The sequence below is a fragment of the Rhizobium leguminosarum bv. viciae genome, assembly GCF_012276115.1.
Lineage (GTDB): Bacteria > Pseudomonadota > Alphaproteobacteria > Rhizobiales > Rhizobiaceae > Rhizobium > Rhizobium leguminosarum_T.
The window spans coordinates 93,533-107,868 of record NZ_WIEU01000001.1 but is presented as its reverse complement, the minus strand read 5'-3'; the positions used below and the strand labels follow the sequence as shown (position 1 = coordinate 107,868).

Here is a 14,336-nt window from a genome sequence, read left to right as displayed (position 1 = left end):
GAGGGGTTCTGCATGGGAGAGTATCTTTTGGGGCTCGATGCCGGAAACACCGTCATCAAGGCGGTGATTTTCGACCGGGCGGGCAACGAGATCGCGGCTGCGTCCGAAGAGGGACACAGCCGCATGCCGAGCCCGGGGCATGTCGAGCGGGGATTGGACGAACTCTGGGCGAATGCCCGGCAGGTCATTCGCGCCTGCATCGAAAAGGCAAAGATCCAGCCGGAGGAAATCGCCGCGATCGGTTGCGCCGGGCATGGCAACGGTCTCTATGCGCTTGATCGCGGCGGCGCTCCGCTTATCGGCATCCAGTCGCTCGACACTCGGGCGGCCGGGCTGGTCGATGAATGGCGAGAAGCCGGCGTTGGTGACCGGACCTATCCGATTGCCCGCCAGCGCCCATGGCCATCCCAGACGCCGACATTGCTTGCCTGGCTGAAGCGTCACCGGCCGGAACTGTTCAACCGCATCGGTACGGTGTTCCTCTCCAAGGATTTCGTCGTCAACCGCCTGACCGGCCGCCGCGTCAGCGAGGTATCCGACATGTCGGGAGCCGGTCTGCTCGATCTTGCCGCGCGCCGCTACGACCAGGCACTGATGGAAGCTTATGGACTGGACGATTGCATGGACCTGTTGCCGCCGCTCATCGAAAGCGCCGACATTGCCGGTGCGGTAACGGAAGAGGTGGCGACGCAAACCGGGCTCGCCGCCGGTACGCCTGTGGTCGGCGGGCTGTTCGACGTCGTCGCCTCGGCGCTCGGCTCCGGCGTTTCGCGCACCGGCAGCGCCTCGATCATTGCCGGCACCTGGAGCATCAACCAGGTCATCATAGACAGTCCCGACCTCGACGGGCCGGTCTTCATGTCCTCGACCTTCGATCGCAGCCGGTACATGGCAATGGAGAACAGCGCCACCTCGGCTGCCAATCTCGAATGGCTGGTGCGGGAGTTCTTCGAAGGCGAGCATGAGGGAGGCGTGTCGCCCTTCGATGCCTGCTGCGCACTGGGCGGGGCGATCGAGCCCGCGGCAGACGACCCGCTCTACCATCCCTATCTCTATGGCGCCCAGCAGGACGGGCATGCACGCGCCGGCTTCTACGGCATTGCCGGCTGGCACACCAAGGGGCATCTCGTTCGCGCGCTTCTCGAAGGTGTCGCCTTCGGTCATCGCCAGCACATCGAGACGATCCGAAAGGCCGGCGCGGTCTTCAACGAGGCCGTGCTCTCCGGCGGCGGCTCGCGCAGCCTGATCTGGCCGCAGATCTTTGCCGATGTGCTCGGCGTACCCGTCACTGTTGCCCGCTCGCGCGAAACCGGTGCACTGGGGGCGGCGATTGCGGCCGGAACCGGCGTCGGCCTCTTCACAGACTTCGGCGCTGGTGCTGCGGCCATGGTCCGGAGCGAGCGGCACTATCGCCCGGATGTCTCGCTTGAGGCGCATTATGCGCGGCGCTACGCTCTCCATCAGGATATCGCCGAGGCGATGGCACCGCTCTGGCGGCGTCTGACGGCGGTCCCGCCGGTGGCAGCGGGGGCGGCGTGAATATGCGTGTGGATGATGCGGCCGTTGATGCGGGGAGCTACGACTTCATCATCGTCGGGGCGGGATCGGCGGGATGCGTTCTGGCCAACCGGCTGTCGACCGATCCAAAAACCCGCGTCCTGCTGCTCGAAGCCGGCGGCAGCGACCGCTATCATTGGGTGCATGTGCCGATCGGTTATCTCTACTGCATGGGCAATCCACGCACCGATTGGATGATGAGGACGGCCGCGGAAGCCGGACTGAACGGCCGCTCACTGCCCTACCCGCGTGGAAAAGTGCTGGGCGGCTGTTCGTCGATCAACGGCATGATCTACATGCGCGGCCAGGCGGCCGATTACGACGGCTGGCGGCAGGCGGGCAATTCCGGCTGGGGCTGGGACGACGTGCTGCCCTATTTCCTGAAATCCGAGGACAACTATCGTGGCCAGTCGCGGATGCACGGGGCAGGCGGCGAATGGCGGGTGGAAAAGCAGCGGCTGTCCTGGCCGATCCTCGATGCCTTTCGCGATGCCGCCGAAGAACTCGGTATCCCGAAGACCGACGATTTCAACGATGGCGACAATGAAGGCTCGGGCTATTTCGAGGTCAACCAGCGCGGTGGCCTGCGCTGGAACACGACCAAGGCCTTTCTGCGCCCGGCGATGAAGCGGCCCAATCTGCGTGTGCTGATCGGCGCCGAAACCGAGCGGCTGGAATTCGACGGCAGAATGGTGACTGGCGTACGGTTCCGGCTGAACGGGCAGAACCATCTGGCTGGCGCCGGTCGCGAGGTCATCCTGTCTGCCGGTGCGATCAATTCACCGAAAATCCTGGAGCTTTCCGGGGTCGGTCGACCGGATGTGTTGTCCGCTGCCGGACTGGACGTCGTCCATGAACTTCCGGGTGTCGGCGAAAACCTGCAGGACCATCTGCAAATCCGTACGGTCTTCCGCATCGAGGGCGCAAAGACGCTGAACCAGCTCTATCACAACCTGTTCACCCGGGCGGGCATGGGGCTTGAATATATGCTGCGCCGGTCCGGGCCGCTGTCGATGGCGCCGAGCCAGCTCGGTATCTTTGCCAAGAGCGATCCGGCCGTTGCGACCGCCGATCTCGAATATCACGTGCAGCCCTTGAGCACCGACCGGCTCGGCGAGCCGCTGCACAAATATCCCGCCGTCACCGTCTCCGTCTGCAATCTGCGGCCGGAGAGCCGGGGGACCGTGCATGTTGTCGGCCCGGACTTTTCCGTGGCGCCGGAAATCCGCCCGAATTATCTTTCGACCGTCGGCGACCGGATGGTTGCGGCGAAATCGATCCGGCACGCCCGCCGGCTCATGGAGGCCGGTGCGATCGCCAAGTACCGGCCGCAGGAGATGCTGCCGGGCACGGAATACCGGACTGACGAGGAACTGATCCGTCGCGTCGGCGATATCGCCACAACGATCTTCCATCCGGTCGGTACCTGCAAGATGGGCAGCGACACGATGGCGGTTGTCGATCCGCAATTGCGGATGCATGGACTGGAGAAACTGCGGGTGGTCGATGCGTCGATCATGCCGACGATCGTGTCGGGCAACACCAACTCGCCGGTGATCATGATTGCCGAGAAGGCCGCGACGAGCATTCTGTCAGGGGCATGATGTGATCAGCTCATCGCATCGTCTAAAACGAATGCGTGGAACATCTTTTGTCAGAGAGAAAATGCTCTGATTGCCGCCGCTGCGCTGGCACGAGCGTCCTCACGCTTCATATCCGGGATTTCGAAGGCGCGGACATCAAACGGCACGCCAAGGCTCAATCGTCAGCGTTTCGGCTTAAAGCATGTGGCGCAAACGGTGCAGCGGCTTTGCGACAACGACATGCGTAACACAAAGACCTAAAGCGCGAAGGATCACGACGCGCTTTAGAGTACGAAGGCATTCGCGCCCGCGACTCGTGACGATGAGCCCAACCCGCTCAACGCAGGCCGGGCCATCTTCGATTTCGATCAGAGCGTCGAGACGTTCTCAGCCTTCGATTTTCCGGTCTTGCGATCCTGTCCAATTTCGAAGCTGACCTTGTCGCCTTCGCGGAGCGACCCGCCGCTCTGCAGCGCAGACACGTGAACAAAAACGTCCTGGCCGCCACCCTCAGGGGTAATGAAGCCGAAGCCCTTGTCGTCATTGAAGAATTTAACGGTACCTGTCGGCATGAGATAACTATTTCCTTATATCGTTCGACGATTTGCGAAGGCGAAACTATAGCTTCGGAGCTTCTCTATCAACCCTTTAGCACGCCAACGGCTGTTTGAACGCAAAAAGATATCAGCTCCGGCGAAGCTCAATGCGGCTCGTCACAACCGATCGACCTGTCGCAGGGTCGTTATCGATGGTTGTGAGACGCATGCCCGACGCCCCGGTTTTTTCGATCGTCATCTGCGCACGGCGATCGCCATTGACCTCTTTCGCCCATTTGATCGCGAGGCTTATGGCATTACCGGCGCGTTTTCCGCCAAGGCCCGCGGTGCCGGTGCCCGCGCCGACGTAGGAGCCGGTGTAGGTGTCACCGCTGGCCTTGAGGTTAGCGCTGATGACACGGGAAAAAACGACGAGACTGGTGCAGCGCCCATTGAGCGCAAGGGAACTTGCATTCGCGTCCGACTTGAAACGGCAAGTGACTTTCATGGTGGGTGCATTTGTCCGCACTTTCACCGTACCCTTACCGCTCCAATTTCCCGCCAGTGTTTTGAGGAAGGCAGACTCGTCGGCTTTGGCGGCGCCGGCCATGAGCATTGACGCCGTCGCAGCGGCGATGGCGCAGGCAAGGACCTTGATCATCTGAGTAACTTTCGGGCCGCTTAACATCCACATCACGACGCTCGGCTCTTCGAGGAGGAGGGTGTCATATAACCACTCGGCGGTGAATTGGTTCCGTATGGGACGTATTCGCCCGCCGCGGAGCACGCGTTTTCAACAGGATCAAACTACCAATGCTGCCCATGCACGCTGAAAGGGATTGCCGCATCCTCGATCTGCTCAGCATTCACCGGACGGTTCTGAACCAGTGCGTTAATTGCGTCGCCCTCGGGTTTGCCGAAAAGAAAAGATGCTGCCTGCGGCCGAAGAGATCATTCGTCCAGTCCCACCTGGGATCTTGCGGCTTCACGTGAGGTGGAAATAGAGCATTCAATGCTGGCTCAGCCAGCGGACTGACCCGGACCTGCCTGGCGCAGCCGCGATCTTTACCATTTTAGGGACAAGCTCGGCGAAAAACCTGCGGATGCAGCCAACACGCCATTGCGAAACCAATAGCCTTCGGCGAATGTCACCTCACGTGGCGTGAGGCGAGTTTATGTCATTTCGGATCGAGCGTCTGCTTGAAAAACACATTAGCGGCGCGGCCGCCGTATTGGTAAATGCCTATGCCCTGCCTCCGTGGAATGAGAGCTGGTCGCTTGAGGCGGCTGCAGAAAATGTGACCTATGTGCTTGAAACTCCCAGGTCAATTGCACTTGCGGCAGTTGACGGAGACAAGGTGCTCGGCATTGCGCTCGGGATACGACAGCGGCGCCATACCGGCCCCGTCATTTATGTGGACGAGCTTTCAGTGCAGCCCGACGCACAGGGTACGGGAATAGGGACCGCTCTACTTTCTGCAATGTTCGAAACAGCCACAGCTGAAGGATGTAGCAGCGTGTGGCTGATCTCAAAGCGAGGAGGGGCGCTCTCGGAGTTCTATCAGCGTTGCGAATTTGCTATGATAAGCGACCTCGGCCTGTACTCCAGATCAAGCGGATAACGTTAGATTGGGAATCTCGATCCGCCAGCGAAAATCCTGAGTATGCACGGGTGAACGGCCTGCGACGACTTCAAGAAGCAGCCGCGCATCGATCGAGAATTACGCCCTTCCGTACATCCGGCTCGCGCGCAGCAGGCGTTGCGAGTAGGGGTGTTCGACCGCACCGCTTCGGAGGGCGCCGACATCGACCTGTTCGACGATCTCGCCCGCTTCCATGATGGCGACGCGGCTGCACATGTGCGAGACGACGGCGAGATCATGGCTGACGAGCAGATAGGTCAGGCCGCGATTGGTGCGCAAATCCTGGAGGAGATTGAGGATTTCGGCCTGAACCGACACGTCGAGCGCCGATGTCGGTTCGTCGAGAAGCAGAACGTCCGGATCCAGCATCAGCGCGCGGGCGATCGCCACGCGCTGGCGCTGCCCGCCGGAGAGCTGGTGCGGAAATCTGTAGCTCAGCGCCGGATCGAGGCCGACCGATCTCAGGACGGCGTTCATGTCGACGGAATTCGTATCCAGGCCCTGGTTGCGCAGTGGTTCTTTCAGCTGCGAGCGGATGGTCTTGCGGGGATGGAGGGATCCATAGGGGTCCTGGAACACCATCTGCACTTGCCGGAAGAATGGCCGACTGCGCCGTTGATTCAACGGCTCGCCTTGGAGCTCGATCCGGCCGTCATAGTTGGCGTTGAGGCCGGAAAGCGCCCTCAGGACAGTGGACTTCCCGCAGCCGGACTCGCCGACCAGGCCGAAGGCAGTTCCCTTTTCGATGGCGAAGCTTACGTCTCGAACGACAGGCCGCTGCCCGGGTCCGAAACGGACCGTAAGATTGTCGATTTTGATCACCGCGGCGGCTCCAATGCGAATTCTTTGAGCCAGGCCGGATCTCGTTTCAGGATCGGCAGCCGGGCAGGGGGATCTTCGATCGTCGGCAGGGATGCCAGCAATCCTTGCGTATAAGGATGTCGAGCCTTGTCGAGATCGCGCGCCTCGAGCACTTCCACGACCCGCCCCGCATACATGATGAGGACGCGATCGCAGAAATTCCGGATGAGATTGAGGTCGTGGCTGATGAAGATCAGCCCGAGATTGCGTCGCAAGACGAGCTCGTCGAGCAGAGCCAGGATCTCGAGCCTCACCGTCACGTCGAGCGCTGACGTCGGCTCGTCTGCGATCAGCACTTCGGGTTCGGCAATCAGCATCATGGCGATCATCGCCCGCTGACCCATGCCGCCCGAGATTTCGTGCGGATATAGGCGGGCCACGCGCTCGGGATCACGGATCTGGACGGCTTCGAGCATATCGAGCGCTTGGCTATAGGTCTTGCCCTTGCTCACCCTCGGATGATGGAAGCGGTAGGTCTCGGCAATCTGTTCGCCGATCCGCATGACGGGATTGAGCGAATATTTCGGATCCTGCAGGATCAGGCCGATCCGCCGCCCCCTGATCGTCATCATCGTTTTTTCGTTCGCCTTGAGCAGATCGACGTCGCGAAAGCGCATCCGCTCGGCATTGACGACCGCGGTCGGTGGCAGCAGCTTCATGATCGCGCGGCCAACGGTCGACTTTCCCGATCCGGATTCACCGACGATCCCGAGCTTTTCCTGTCCAAGCGAAAAGCTCACGCCGCGCACGGCCCGCACCTGTCCGCCGCCGAAGGCGATTTCGAGGTTCTGAATGTCGATCAGGTCAGTCATTCCGAACCTCGGGGATCGAGAACATCGCGAAGCGCATCGCCGACGAGGTTGAAGGCGAGGCTGACGAGCGCAATGGCAATGCCGGGTGCTGCGATGACCCAGGGGCTGTCGAGCATGAATTCACGTCCGCTGGCGGCCATCGAACCCCATTCCGGCCACGGCGGCTGCGCGCCGAGGCCGAGGAAGCCGAGACCGGCGGCAGTGATGATGATGCCGGCCATGTTGAGGGTGACGCGAACGATCACCGAGGGAATGCACATCGGCAGGATGTGGCGGGTGATGATCGCGATTGATGTCGCGCCCTGCAGGCGTACGGCGGCGATGTAATCCGCCTTGCGGAGGCTGAGCGTCTCGGCGCGCGCAAGGCGCGCGATCGGCGGCCAGGCGGTCAGTGAAATCGCGATGATCGCATTGGTGATGCCCGGACCGAGCGCTGCGGCAAAACCCAGAGCCAGCACGAGGCCGGGGAAGGAGAGAAAAATATCGGTGACGCGCATCAGGATTTCATCGACGATGCCGCCGAAATAACCCGAGACGGTGCCGATCAGCAGGCCGAGCGGGGCGACAATGACCGTGACGAGCATGATGATGTAGAGCGTCGTGCGGGCGCCATAAATCACCCGTGAAAAGACGTCGCGGCCGAAATTGTCGGTGCCGAGCCAATGGCTCGCGGATGGCGCGGCAAGCCGCCCGGCCATGTCCTGAACGATCGGATCGTAGCTCGTCAGCAGGGGTGCGGCCAGGGCCACGACGATCAGCAGCAGGATGATGGCTAATCCGGCGAGGCCAAGCGGGTGCAGGCTGAATTTCCGCCAGCCCTGGTGAATTTGCTGCGCCGATGACTGGAACCAGCCTCGAGGCTCCGGTGCGAGCAGCCAGTTGCGAAGGCCGCCGGTGTTGACGCTGTCTGCTTGCTCAGAGGAGATCGTCATGGCGTCACCGTGTCCTCGGATCAAGAATGCGATAAAGGAAGTCCGACAGGATATTGATCGTCAGGAAGACGGCACCGATCGTCAGCACCGAACCCATCACGACGTTCATGTCGTTCATCTGCAGCCCCCGGGTCAGATACTGACCGAGCCCTGGCCACCCAAAGACGGTCTCGATCAGCACCGCGCCTTCGAGAAGCCCGCCGAAGGTCAGCGCCATGATCGTCAGGAGCTGTACGCGGATATTCTTGAACGCATGGCGCCAGACCACCTTGCGGGTGCCGAGCCCCTTGGCTCGCGCGGTGATGATGTATTCCTGGCTGAGCTGCTCCAGCATGAAGCTTCGCGACATGCGGCTGATATAGGCGACGGAATAGTAGCCGAGGATTGCCGCCGGCAGGATGATGTGGCCAAGGGCGTTGTAAAACACGTCCCATTGGCCCTGAATCGCCGCGTCGATTAGGAGAAAGCCCGTCATCGGCGTGACGAGGCCTTCATAGAAGACGTCGATCCGGCCCGAGGCGCCGACGAGCTTCAGCTTCGCATAAAAGACGAAGAGCGCCATCAGCCCGGTCCAGAAGATCGGGATGGAGTGGCCGGCAAGGGCAACGATCCGCGCGATGTGGTCGATAACGGTTCCGCGCCTGACCGCAGCAGTTATCCCTAAGGGAATGCCGACGATCGCCCCGATGATCATGGCGATGATCGCAAGTTCGATCGTCGCTGGAAAGATCGTCAACAGATCGGTGAGGATCGGCTGGCCCGTCGTCGCCGACATGCCGAGATCGCCTGTGGCGATCTTGCCGGCGTAGGACAGGAACTGCATCCAGATCGGCTGCCCAAGACCCAGCTCGTTATAGACGCGATCGTAAACCTCCTTGCTGACTTCCGCCCCGGTGATTGATAGCACCGGGTCGGCGGGCAGCAGGCGGCCCATCGAGAAGGTCAGGAAGAGCAGGCCGAGCAGCGTCGTCACGACGGCTACGACTCGTCCTGCCAGGCGCCGCAGCAGGCTCAGTGCCGGGTGCGGGGCCGCCTCGGCGAACCCACCCGCCGGGGAGTGCCGGCTGCTCTCCCCCTTCGATGTCATATCGGCGCTCGCCACGCGTTCTACTCCTTGGTCACGTCATGCCAGCGCGTCGACCAGGTCGTATGCCCGTGATAGCCCTTCACGTTGGCGCGCATGACATAGGGGTCCGTTCGCTGGAAGAAGATGACCAACGGCGAAGCCATGCCGGCATAGATGCCATCCATCTTCTTGAAGATGTCGGTGCGCTTTTCCGTGTCGCGCTCCTTCATCGATTGGTCGATGAGCGTGTTGAGCTCGTCCACCTTCATGCCCGTGCGCCAGAGGTAATAGCTGCCGAGGCGTGCCTCGTCGCTATTGTCGGGGTTGAAGGCATATTGCGTGGCCACGGCGAAGGGATCGGGCAGGCGGGCGCCGGAGTTGCCGAGCAGCACTTCGAATTTGCGTTCGCGGAAGGCGGGCGTGAACTCGCCGGGTACGAGATCGAGATCGAGGCCGGCGGCGCGGGCACTCGCCTGCAGCGCTTCGGCGAAGGGCAGGGTCGGGGCTCCCGACGGATTGAGCACCTTCTTCAGGCCATTGGGATATCCGGCCTCCGCCAGCAGCTGCTTGGCCTTGGCGGGATCGTAATCGTAGCGGACCGCCGCCTCGCCGGGAGCGCCGATCATGCCGCGCGGGATCATCGACTGCCAGGGAAAGCCCGTATGGCGCATGATGTTGCCGGAGATCGCTTTCCAGTCGAAGGCATGCTGGAAGGCCTCGCGAACCTTTGGCTTCTGCAGATCCGGGTCTTTCTGATTGAGGGCGATATAGTAAAAGCCGAGACCCGGGACATTCTCTATGACCATGTCCTTCTTGGTGGCGAGCGCATCGAGGTCGCCGCTAGCGACATACTGGCCGACATCGACGTCGCCGGCTTCGAGCTGAAGCCGGAGATTGCCGGATTCCGGAATATGACGAGCGACGACGCGCGCCATGGCCGGCTTGCCGCCCCAGTATTTCGGCTGCGCATTGAAGATCGCGACATCGTTCGGCCGCCACTGCGCCAGGCTGAACGGGCCACTGCCGGCGGAATTGGCGGAAAGCCAGGCACCGCCGAAATCGCCGTTCGCCTCGTGCGACAACACCGTCTTCTTGTCGACGATGCCGATCGACGAGCCCGCCAGCGAATAGAGCACCAGATCGGTATTGACTGCCTGCGGCAGCTCGATCTCGAGCGTGTGTTCGTCTTTTGCGCGAACGAGCTTTTCGACGTTTTCAGGCGTGAAGCCCCAGAGCGCGATGTCGGTGGAGCCGACCTGGCCCATCTTGATGACGCGCTGGATCGACCAGGCCGCATCCTCGGCGGTCACCTTGTTGCCGCTCTGGAAGACCGCATCGTCGCGTAATGTCAACGTGATGATCTTGCCATCCGCCGAGACGCTCCATTGCGTCGCGAGCATCGGCTTCAGCGTTTTGAGGTCGTCCGGCGACAGCTGCACGAGGTTGTCGTAGAGGTTCGAGATCAGTTCGGAAACCGTGCGGGCATTGTTCTGCGCTGGATCGAGCGTCCTTATGCCGGTGAGATTGGTGCCGATCACCAGCATGTTGGGCGGCGACGCCGCGAAGCTGGGCTGCGCCGTCGTCAGGGCGCCGGCAATTGCGATCGTTGTCAGTACTTGTCTCAGCATCTCAAGACCTCCCAATCCTGTTGTTTGTGGATAATGTCGAACTCAGCCGGCCGCCTTTACGGCCGGCTGGTCTGAATGAGTTTGAATGTCGCCTTCGGCCTCCCAGCCTTGAAGCAGTCGATGAAGCTCCTCGCGGTCATGCTGGTCGAGCTGCGGCAATCCCGGCACACGCACGGGACCGACATCGAGACCGGAATAGGTGACGGCTTCCTTGACGACGGTCACGTTCGTGCCATTGCGGAATTTGGTTCGCATCCGCTCGAATGGCTCGAGCTTGTTGACGACCGCCCTGGCGGCGGCAAAGTCGCCTTTTTCAAGCGCAGCGTGGACCGCAAGCGAGAGCTTCGGCGCGACATTGACGAGGCCGGACGTGAAGCCGCGGGCGCCGGCTGCGGTAAATGTCGGCGCCCAGCTCTCCGCCAGGCCGCAGACGAACAGCGCGCCGCCGGGGCTCGCCGCCGGGATCGCTCTCGACAACAACATCAGATCGGTCGTGGCGAATTTGATGCCGGCAATATTGCCGTGATTTGCGAGGCGGACGATATCGGCGACGGCGAAACCATCCGCCCTGACATAGGCGATGAGCGGCAGGGCGGAAGCATCCGCAAGATTGCAGAAATAGTCGATCTGGGCCGCAGGTGCTGCGAAGGGATCGACGGGCTGATGCGACATGACGGCGGATGCGCCGATCGCGGCCGCATCTTTCGCCATGCCGATCGCCTCGCGCAGCGACCGGCCGATCGCCGCCGTCACCGGCGCCTTGCCGGCAACGCCTGAAACCGCCGCCTCGTGGACGATCCTGATCTCATTCGGCGTCAGAGCATAGAATTCCCCGGTATTGCCGGCAGCGACGATGTTGTGAATGCCCGCTGCCGCCACCCGCTCATAGACCTTCGCCGTGATCCGGGGTTCGACTTCACCCTTGCCGTCATAGGCGGTGACCGGAACACCCGATACGCCTGTAAGCGCCTTGCGCATGGTTGCGATGCTCATCTTTCTTCCCCGTTATCTTTCCACCCAAATGATCGTTATCCGAAGCGGAAGGGCGCCAGGCCTTCCGCATCCACATCGAAGGCAATGACGGTGCCTGCCTCGAAATGTCCGGTACGGTCCGTCGACAGGCTCGTGACGAAGAGGGTGCGCAGATCCGGCCCTCCGAAACACGGCATCGTCGGTGCGGGGACCGGCAGAATGTAGATTTCGACGATTTCGCCTTCGGGCGATATTCGGTTGAGGCGACCGGCGGAAACGCCGGCACTCCAGTAGAACCCGTCACGATCGGTTGTCGCTCCGTCCGGCCGACCCTCGTCTTCCGTGAAGCTGCGAAGCCGGCACCCATCGCCGAGGTCGCCCGTATCTGGATCGAAGTCGAATGCCTGCAGGAAGCATTGCCGGCTGTCGGAGTGATACATCCGCCGGCCGTCCGGCGACCAGGCAAGGCCGTTGGAACTCGTCAGTCCGGTTGCAACGGTCCGCGTGCGGCCATCGGCGCCCACGCGGTAAAGTGCGGCCTCATCGGTCTGCGGCTTGGCTTCGCTGAACGAGCCTATCCAGAAGTGCCCGTCGGGGCCGACCTTTCCGTCATTGAGGCGGCAGTTGATGTGGCGCCCGACTGGATCCGACACAAGCTCGAAATCTCCCGAGACAGGATCGAAGAGATGGACGCCCGTCTGAAGCGCCACGACGATCCTATGATCGCGGCAAAGCCCGAGGGCGCCGATTGCAGCCGGCATGTCGAAGCGGTCGATCTTTCCAGAAGCCGAGAGCCGGACGAGCGCCGGCGCCAGAATGTCGATGAACCACAAAGTGCCGGTCTCTTCGTCCCACACCGGTGATTCACCAACCGTCAGCGGCTGCTGGAACACCGGACGGATGTCCGGGCGGATGATCCGAGGCGCCGTCATTCAACCGTCTCCAGGTTCTTGGCCAGGCCCTCGGCATCGCGCATGCGGATGGTGCCGTCGTGATTGATCTCACAGAACCCGCCGCCCTGGAACGCCAGCGCGACCGGCCCTTCGGATCCCTCTTCGATCAGGGCGTGGTCACGCGGCCGGTCCTGCGGCTGGTAGCCCAATCGTGTCGCCAGATCGTTCTCCCACCACATCTCCTCGGTGTCAGAAACGCCGTAGACCACTGTTGCTGCGATCAACGGGTGCGAAAGGCCGATCCTGACCAATTGCGCCAGGTCTCGCGCGCTGATCCAGATCGCAATGGATCGCTCGCTGTTGGGATAGGTGCCCGCATTGCCGATGCGGATGGAAAGAGAGCGAATGCCCGACGTGTCGTAATAAAGCCCCGCCACAAGCTCGCCCCAGCATTTGGAAAGTCCATATGGGCTGTCGGGGCGCATCGGGTCGAGCGGCGACACGAGCTGGCCGCGCGGATAAAAGCCCGTGGCATGATTGCTCGATGCATAGACGACCCGCTGGACCTTGTTGATCCGCGCCGCTTCGTAGAGATTGTATGTTCCAAGCACGTTCGCGTGCAGAATGGCGTTCATGTCCGTGCCGCTGGCAATACCCGCCAGATGGACGATGCCGTCGATATCCTTCAGCGCAGCCGTCGCCTCGTCGAGCTTTGTGAGGTCGGCTTTTACGAAATTCTCGTTTTCGCCAAGCCCGTCAGGTTCATGGAGATCGATCAGGCTGAGGTGCTCGAAATGCGACCGAAGAAACGGGCGCAGCAGCGTCCCTACACGTCCGGCAGCACCCGTCATAGCGACCCGTTTCATCGTCTCTCCTCCCATTATCGCTCAAACGCCCTGGAACATGCGGGCGCGAGCATTCAGTATGTGTTTCTTCATCGCATCGTGCGCTTCGGTTTCCCGGCGCGCGAAGATCGCCTCGACGATCACCGCATGCTCATCCTGGACGCTGCGGATCTGTTCCGGCGTCCGCTTCAAGCTCAAGCTTCGCGTAACGGAATGCCCGATGGCGAAATGCGGCTTGAACCACTCGCGCAGGGTGATGTGAAACTGGTTACCGGTTGCCATGGCAATTGCATCGTGCAGAGCCTGGTCCTCCTCGGCGCCAAGCTCCCCGTTGCGCAAACATTGCTCGATCGACAGAAGCGCTGCCGTTATCCGCTCCTTGTCGACCGGTTGCCAGTTTCGCGCTGCAAGCTCCGCCGCCTCGGCTTCGAGACCGGCGCGAAATTCGAAGAACCGCTGGACATCGGCCAAGGAGCCGACCGGCACCATTTTCAGCATCGACGAATCCGGCCTTTGCCTGACATAGGAACCGGAACCCTTGCGCGAAACGACCAGCCCATCGGCTCTCAAGCGTTCGAGCGCTTCGCGCACGACGGGTCTCGATGCGCCGAAATCAGCGGCGAGCTTCGTCTCCGGCGGCAGCCGTTCGTTCACCGGAAAGTTGCCGTCGGCGATCATTCCCACGATCTTCTCGTAGATGATGTCGCTGAAGCGCGTTGCGCCCCTGTTCGAAACGGCATCGGCGGCGAATGTCATCATGGTCCTTTTCTCTCAACGCCGCGTGCGCCGGGTCAGCGGCCGCACCCTGGCTGTCGCCGGCCATGATGTTCAGGGCTGCGACAGCATCTGACAGATCCAACGTTTTTCGTCCTGCTGGCCGTATTTCAGCGGCACAACGCCGCATTTCAATGCAGCATGGCTACAAAATTTGTAATTATCTGTCAACTCTTGTAATCATTTGAGAACGTGTCTATGGTTTCGGTCGTAGCGCCGAGGAGGGCGTCAGCG

14 protein-coding genes are annotated in these 14,336 nt (G+C 61.6%); 3 read left to right on the top strand and 11 right to left on the bottom strand.

Annotated elements, in window-relative coordinates:
• The first annotated feature begins 12 nt into the window (after positions 1-12).
• Both GFM02_RS00565 and GFM02_RS00560 read left to right on the top strand, forming a co-directional pair.
• Entirely contained in the window at positions 13-1,539 is a 1,527-nt protein-coding gene (locus GFM02_RS00565) for an FGGY-family carbohydrate kinase (RefSeq protein WP_168320433.1), read from the top strand.
• 2 nt (positions 1,540-1,541) lie between these two features.
• A complete protein-coding gene (locus GFM02_RS00560; protein WP_205930141.1) occupies positions 1,542-3,161 on the top strand; it encodes a GMC family oxidoreductase in 1,620 nt (539 codons plus the stop codon).
• 347 nt (positions 3,162-3,508) lie between these two features.
• On the opposite strand, the gene GFM02_RS00555 is transcribed toward GFM02_RS00560, so the two are convergent.
• Both GFM02_RS00555 and GFM02_RS00550 read right to left on the bottom strand, forming a co-directional pair.
• Positions 3,509-3,712 carry a cold-shock protein gene (locus GFM02_RS00555; protein WP_017956647.1) on the bottom strand — a complete coding sequence of 68 codons (204 nt, stop codon included), beginning with the start codon at positions 3,710-3,712 and terminating at the stop codon, positions 3,509-3,511.
• Between the two features lie 112 nt (positions 3,713-3,824).
• Positions 3,825-4,337, bottom strand: coding sequence for a hypothetical protein (locus GFM02_RS00550; RefSeq protein WP_026264501.1), 513 nt, complete (start codon positions 4,335-4,337; stop codon positions 3,825-3,827).
• A gap of 514 nt (positions 4,338-4,851) precedes the next feature.
• Here GFM02_RS00550 and GFM02_RS00545 point away from each other — a divergent pair.
• Positions 4,852-5,298 (top strand): GNAT family N-acetyltransferase, encoded by a 447-nt coding sequence (locus tag GFM02_RS00545; protein ID WP_020047137.1) that lies wholly within the window; start codon positions 4,852-4,854, stop codon positions 5,296-5,298.
• A 99-nt stretch (positions 5,299-5,397) separates the two neighbouring features.
• Here the strand turns inward: GFM02_RS00545 and GFM02_RS00540 are convergent, their stop codons facing one another.
• Genes GFM02_RS00540 through GFM02_RS00500 form a run of 9 tightly spaced genes read right to left on the bottom strand, consistent with a single transcriptional unit; the run spans position 5,398 to position 14,084 of the window.
• Complete coding sequence (locus GFM02_RS00540; protein WP_020047136.1) at positions 5,398-6,141, bottom strand: ABC transporter ATP-binding protein; 744 nt, start codon at positions 6,139-6,141, stop codon at positions 5,398-5,400.
• Positions 6,138-6,992: an ABC transporter ATP-binding protein gene (locus GFM02_RS00535; protein ID WP_168267305.1), complete on the bottom strand. Its 855-nt coding sequence runs from the start codon at positions 6,990-6,992 to the stop codon at positions 6,138-6,140. The genes GFM02_RS00540 and GFM02_RS00535 overlap by 4 nt, the downstream gene beginning before the upstream one ends.
• Complete coding sequence (locus GFM02_RS00530; RefSeq protein WP_168320431.1) at positions 6,989-7,924, bottom strand: ABC transporter permease; 936 nt, start codon at positions 7,922-7,924, stop codon at positions 6,989-6,991. Before GFM02_RS00530 ends, GFM02_RS00535 begins: the two co-directional genes overlap by 4 nt.
• Before the next feature lie 4 nt (positions 7,925-7,928).
• Positions 7,929-9,026 carry an ABC transporter permease gene (locus GFM02_RS00525; protein ID WP_168267306.1) on the bottom strand — a complete coding sequence of 366 codons (1,098 nt, stop codon included), beginning with the start codon at positions 9,024-9,026 and terminating at the stop codon, positions 7,929-7,931.
• A 5-nt stretch (positions 9,027-9,031) separates the two neighbouring features.
• Positions 9,032-10,618, bottom strand: a complete 1,587-nt coding sequence (locus tag GFM02_RS00520) for an ABC transporter substrate-binding protein (protein ID WP_168267308.1) — start codon at positions 10,616-10,618, stop codon at positions 9,032-9,034.
• Positions 10,619-10,660: 42 nt separating this feature from the next.
• Positions 10,661-11,611 (bottom strand): dihydrodipicolinate synthase family protein, encoded by a 951-nt coding sequence (locus GFM02_RS00515; RefSeq protein WP_168320430.1) that lies wholly within the window; start codon positions 11,609-11,611, stop codon positions 10,661-10,663.
• A gap of 35 nt (positions 11,612-11,646) precedes the next feature.
• A complete protein-coding gene (locus GFM02_RS00510; RefSeq protein WP_168267313.1) occupies positions 11,647-12,522 on the bottom strand; it encodes an SMP-30/gluconolactonase/LRE family protein in 876 nt (291 codons plus the stop codon).
• Positions 12,519-13,349, bottom strand: coding sequence for an NAD-dependent epimerase/dehydratase family protein (locus GFM02_RS00505; protein WP_168267315.1), 831 nt, complete (start codon positions 13,347-13,349; stop codon positions 12,519-12,521). The genes GFM02_RS00510 and GFM02_RS00505 overlap by 4 nt, the downstream gene beginning before the upstream one ends.
• A 21-nt stretch (positions 13,350-13,370) precedes the next feature.
• Positions 13,371-14,084 carry a FadR/GntR family transcriptional regulator gene (locus GFM02_RS00500; RefSeq protein WP_168267665.1) on the bottom strand — a complete coding sequence of 238 codons (714 nt, stop codon included), beginning with the start codon at positions 14,082-14,084 and terminating at the stop codon, positions 13,371-13,373.
• Between the last annotated feature and the right edge of the window lie 252 nt (positions 14,085-14,336).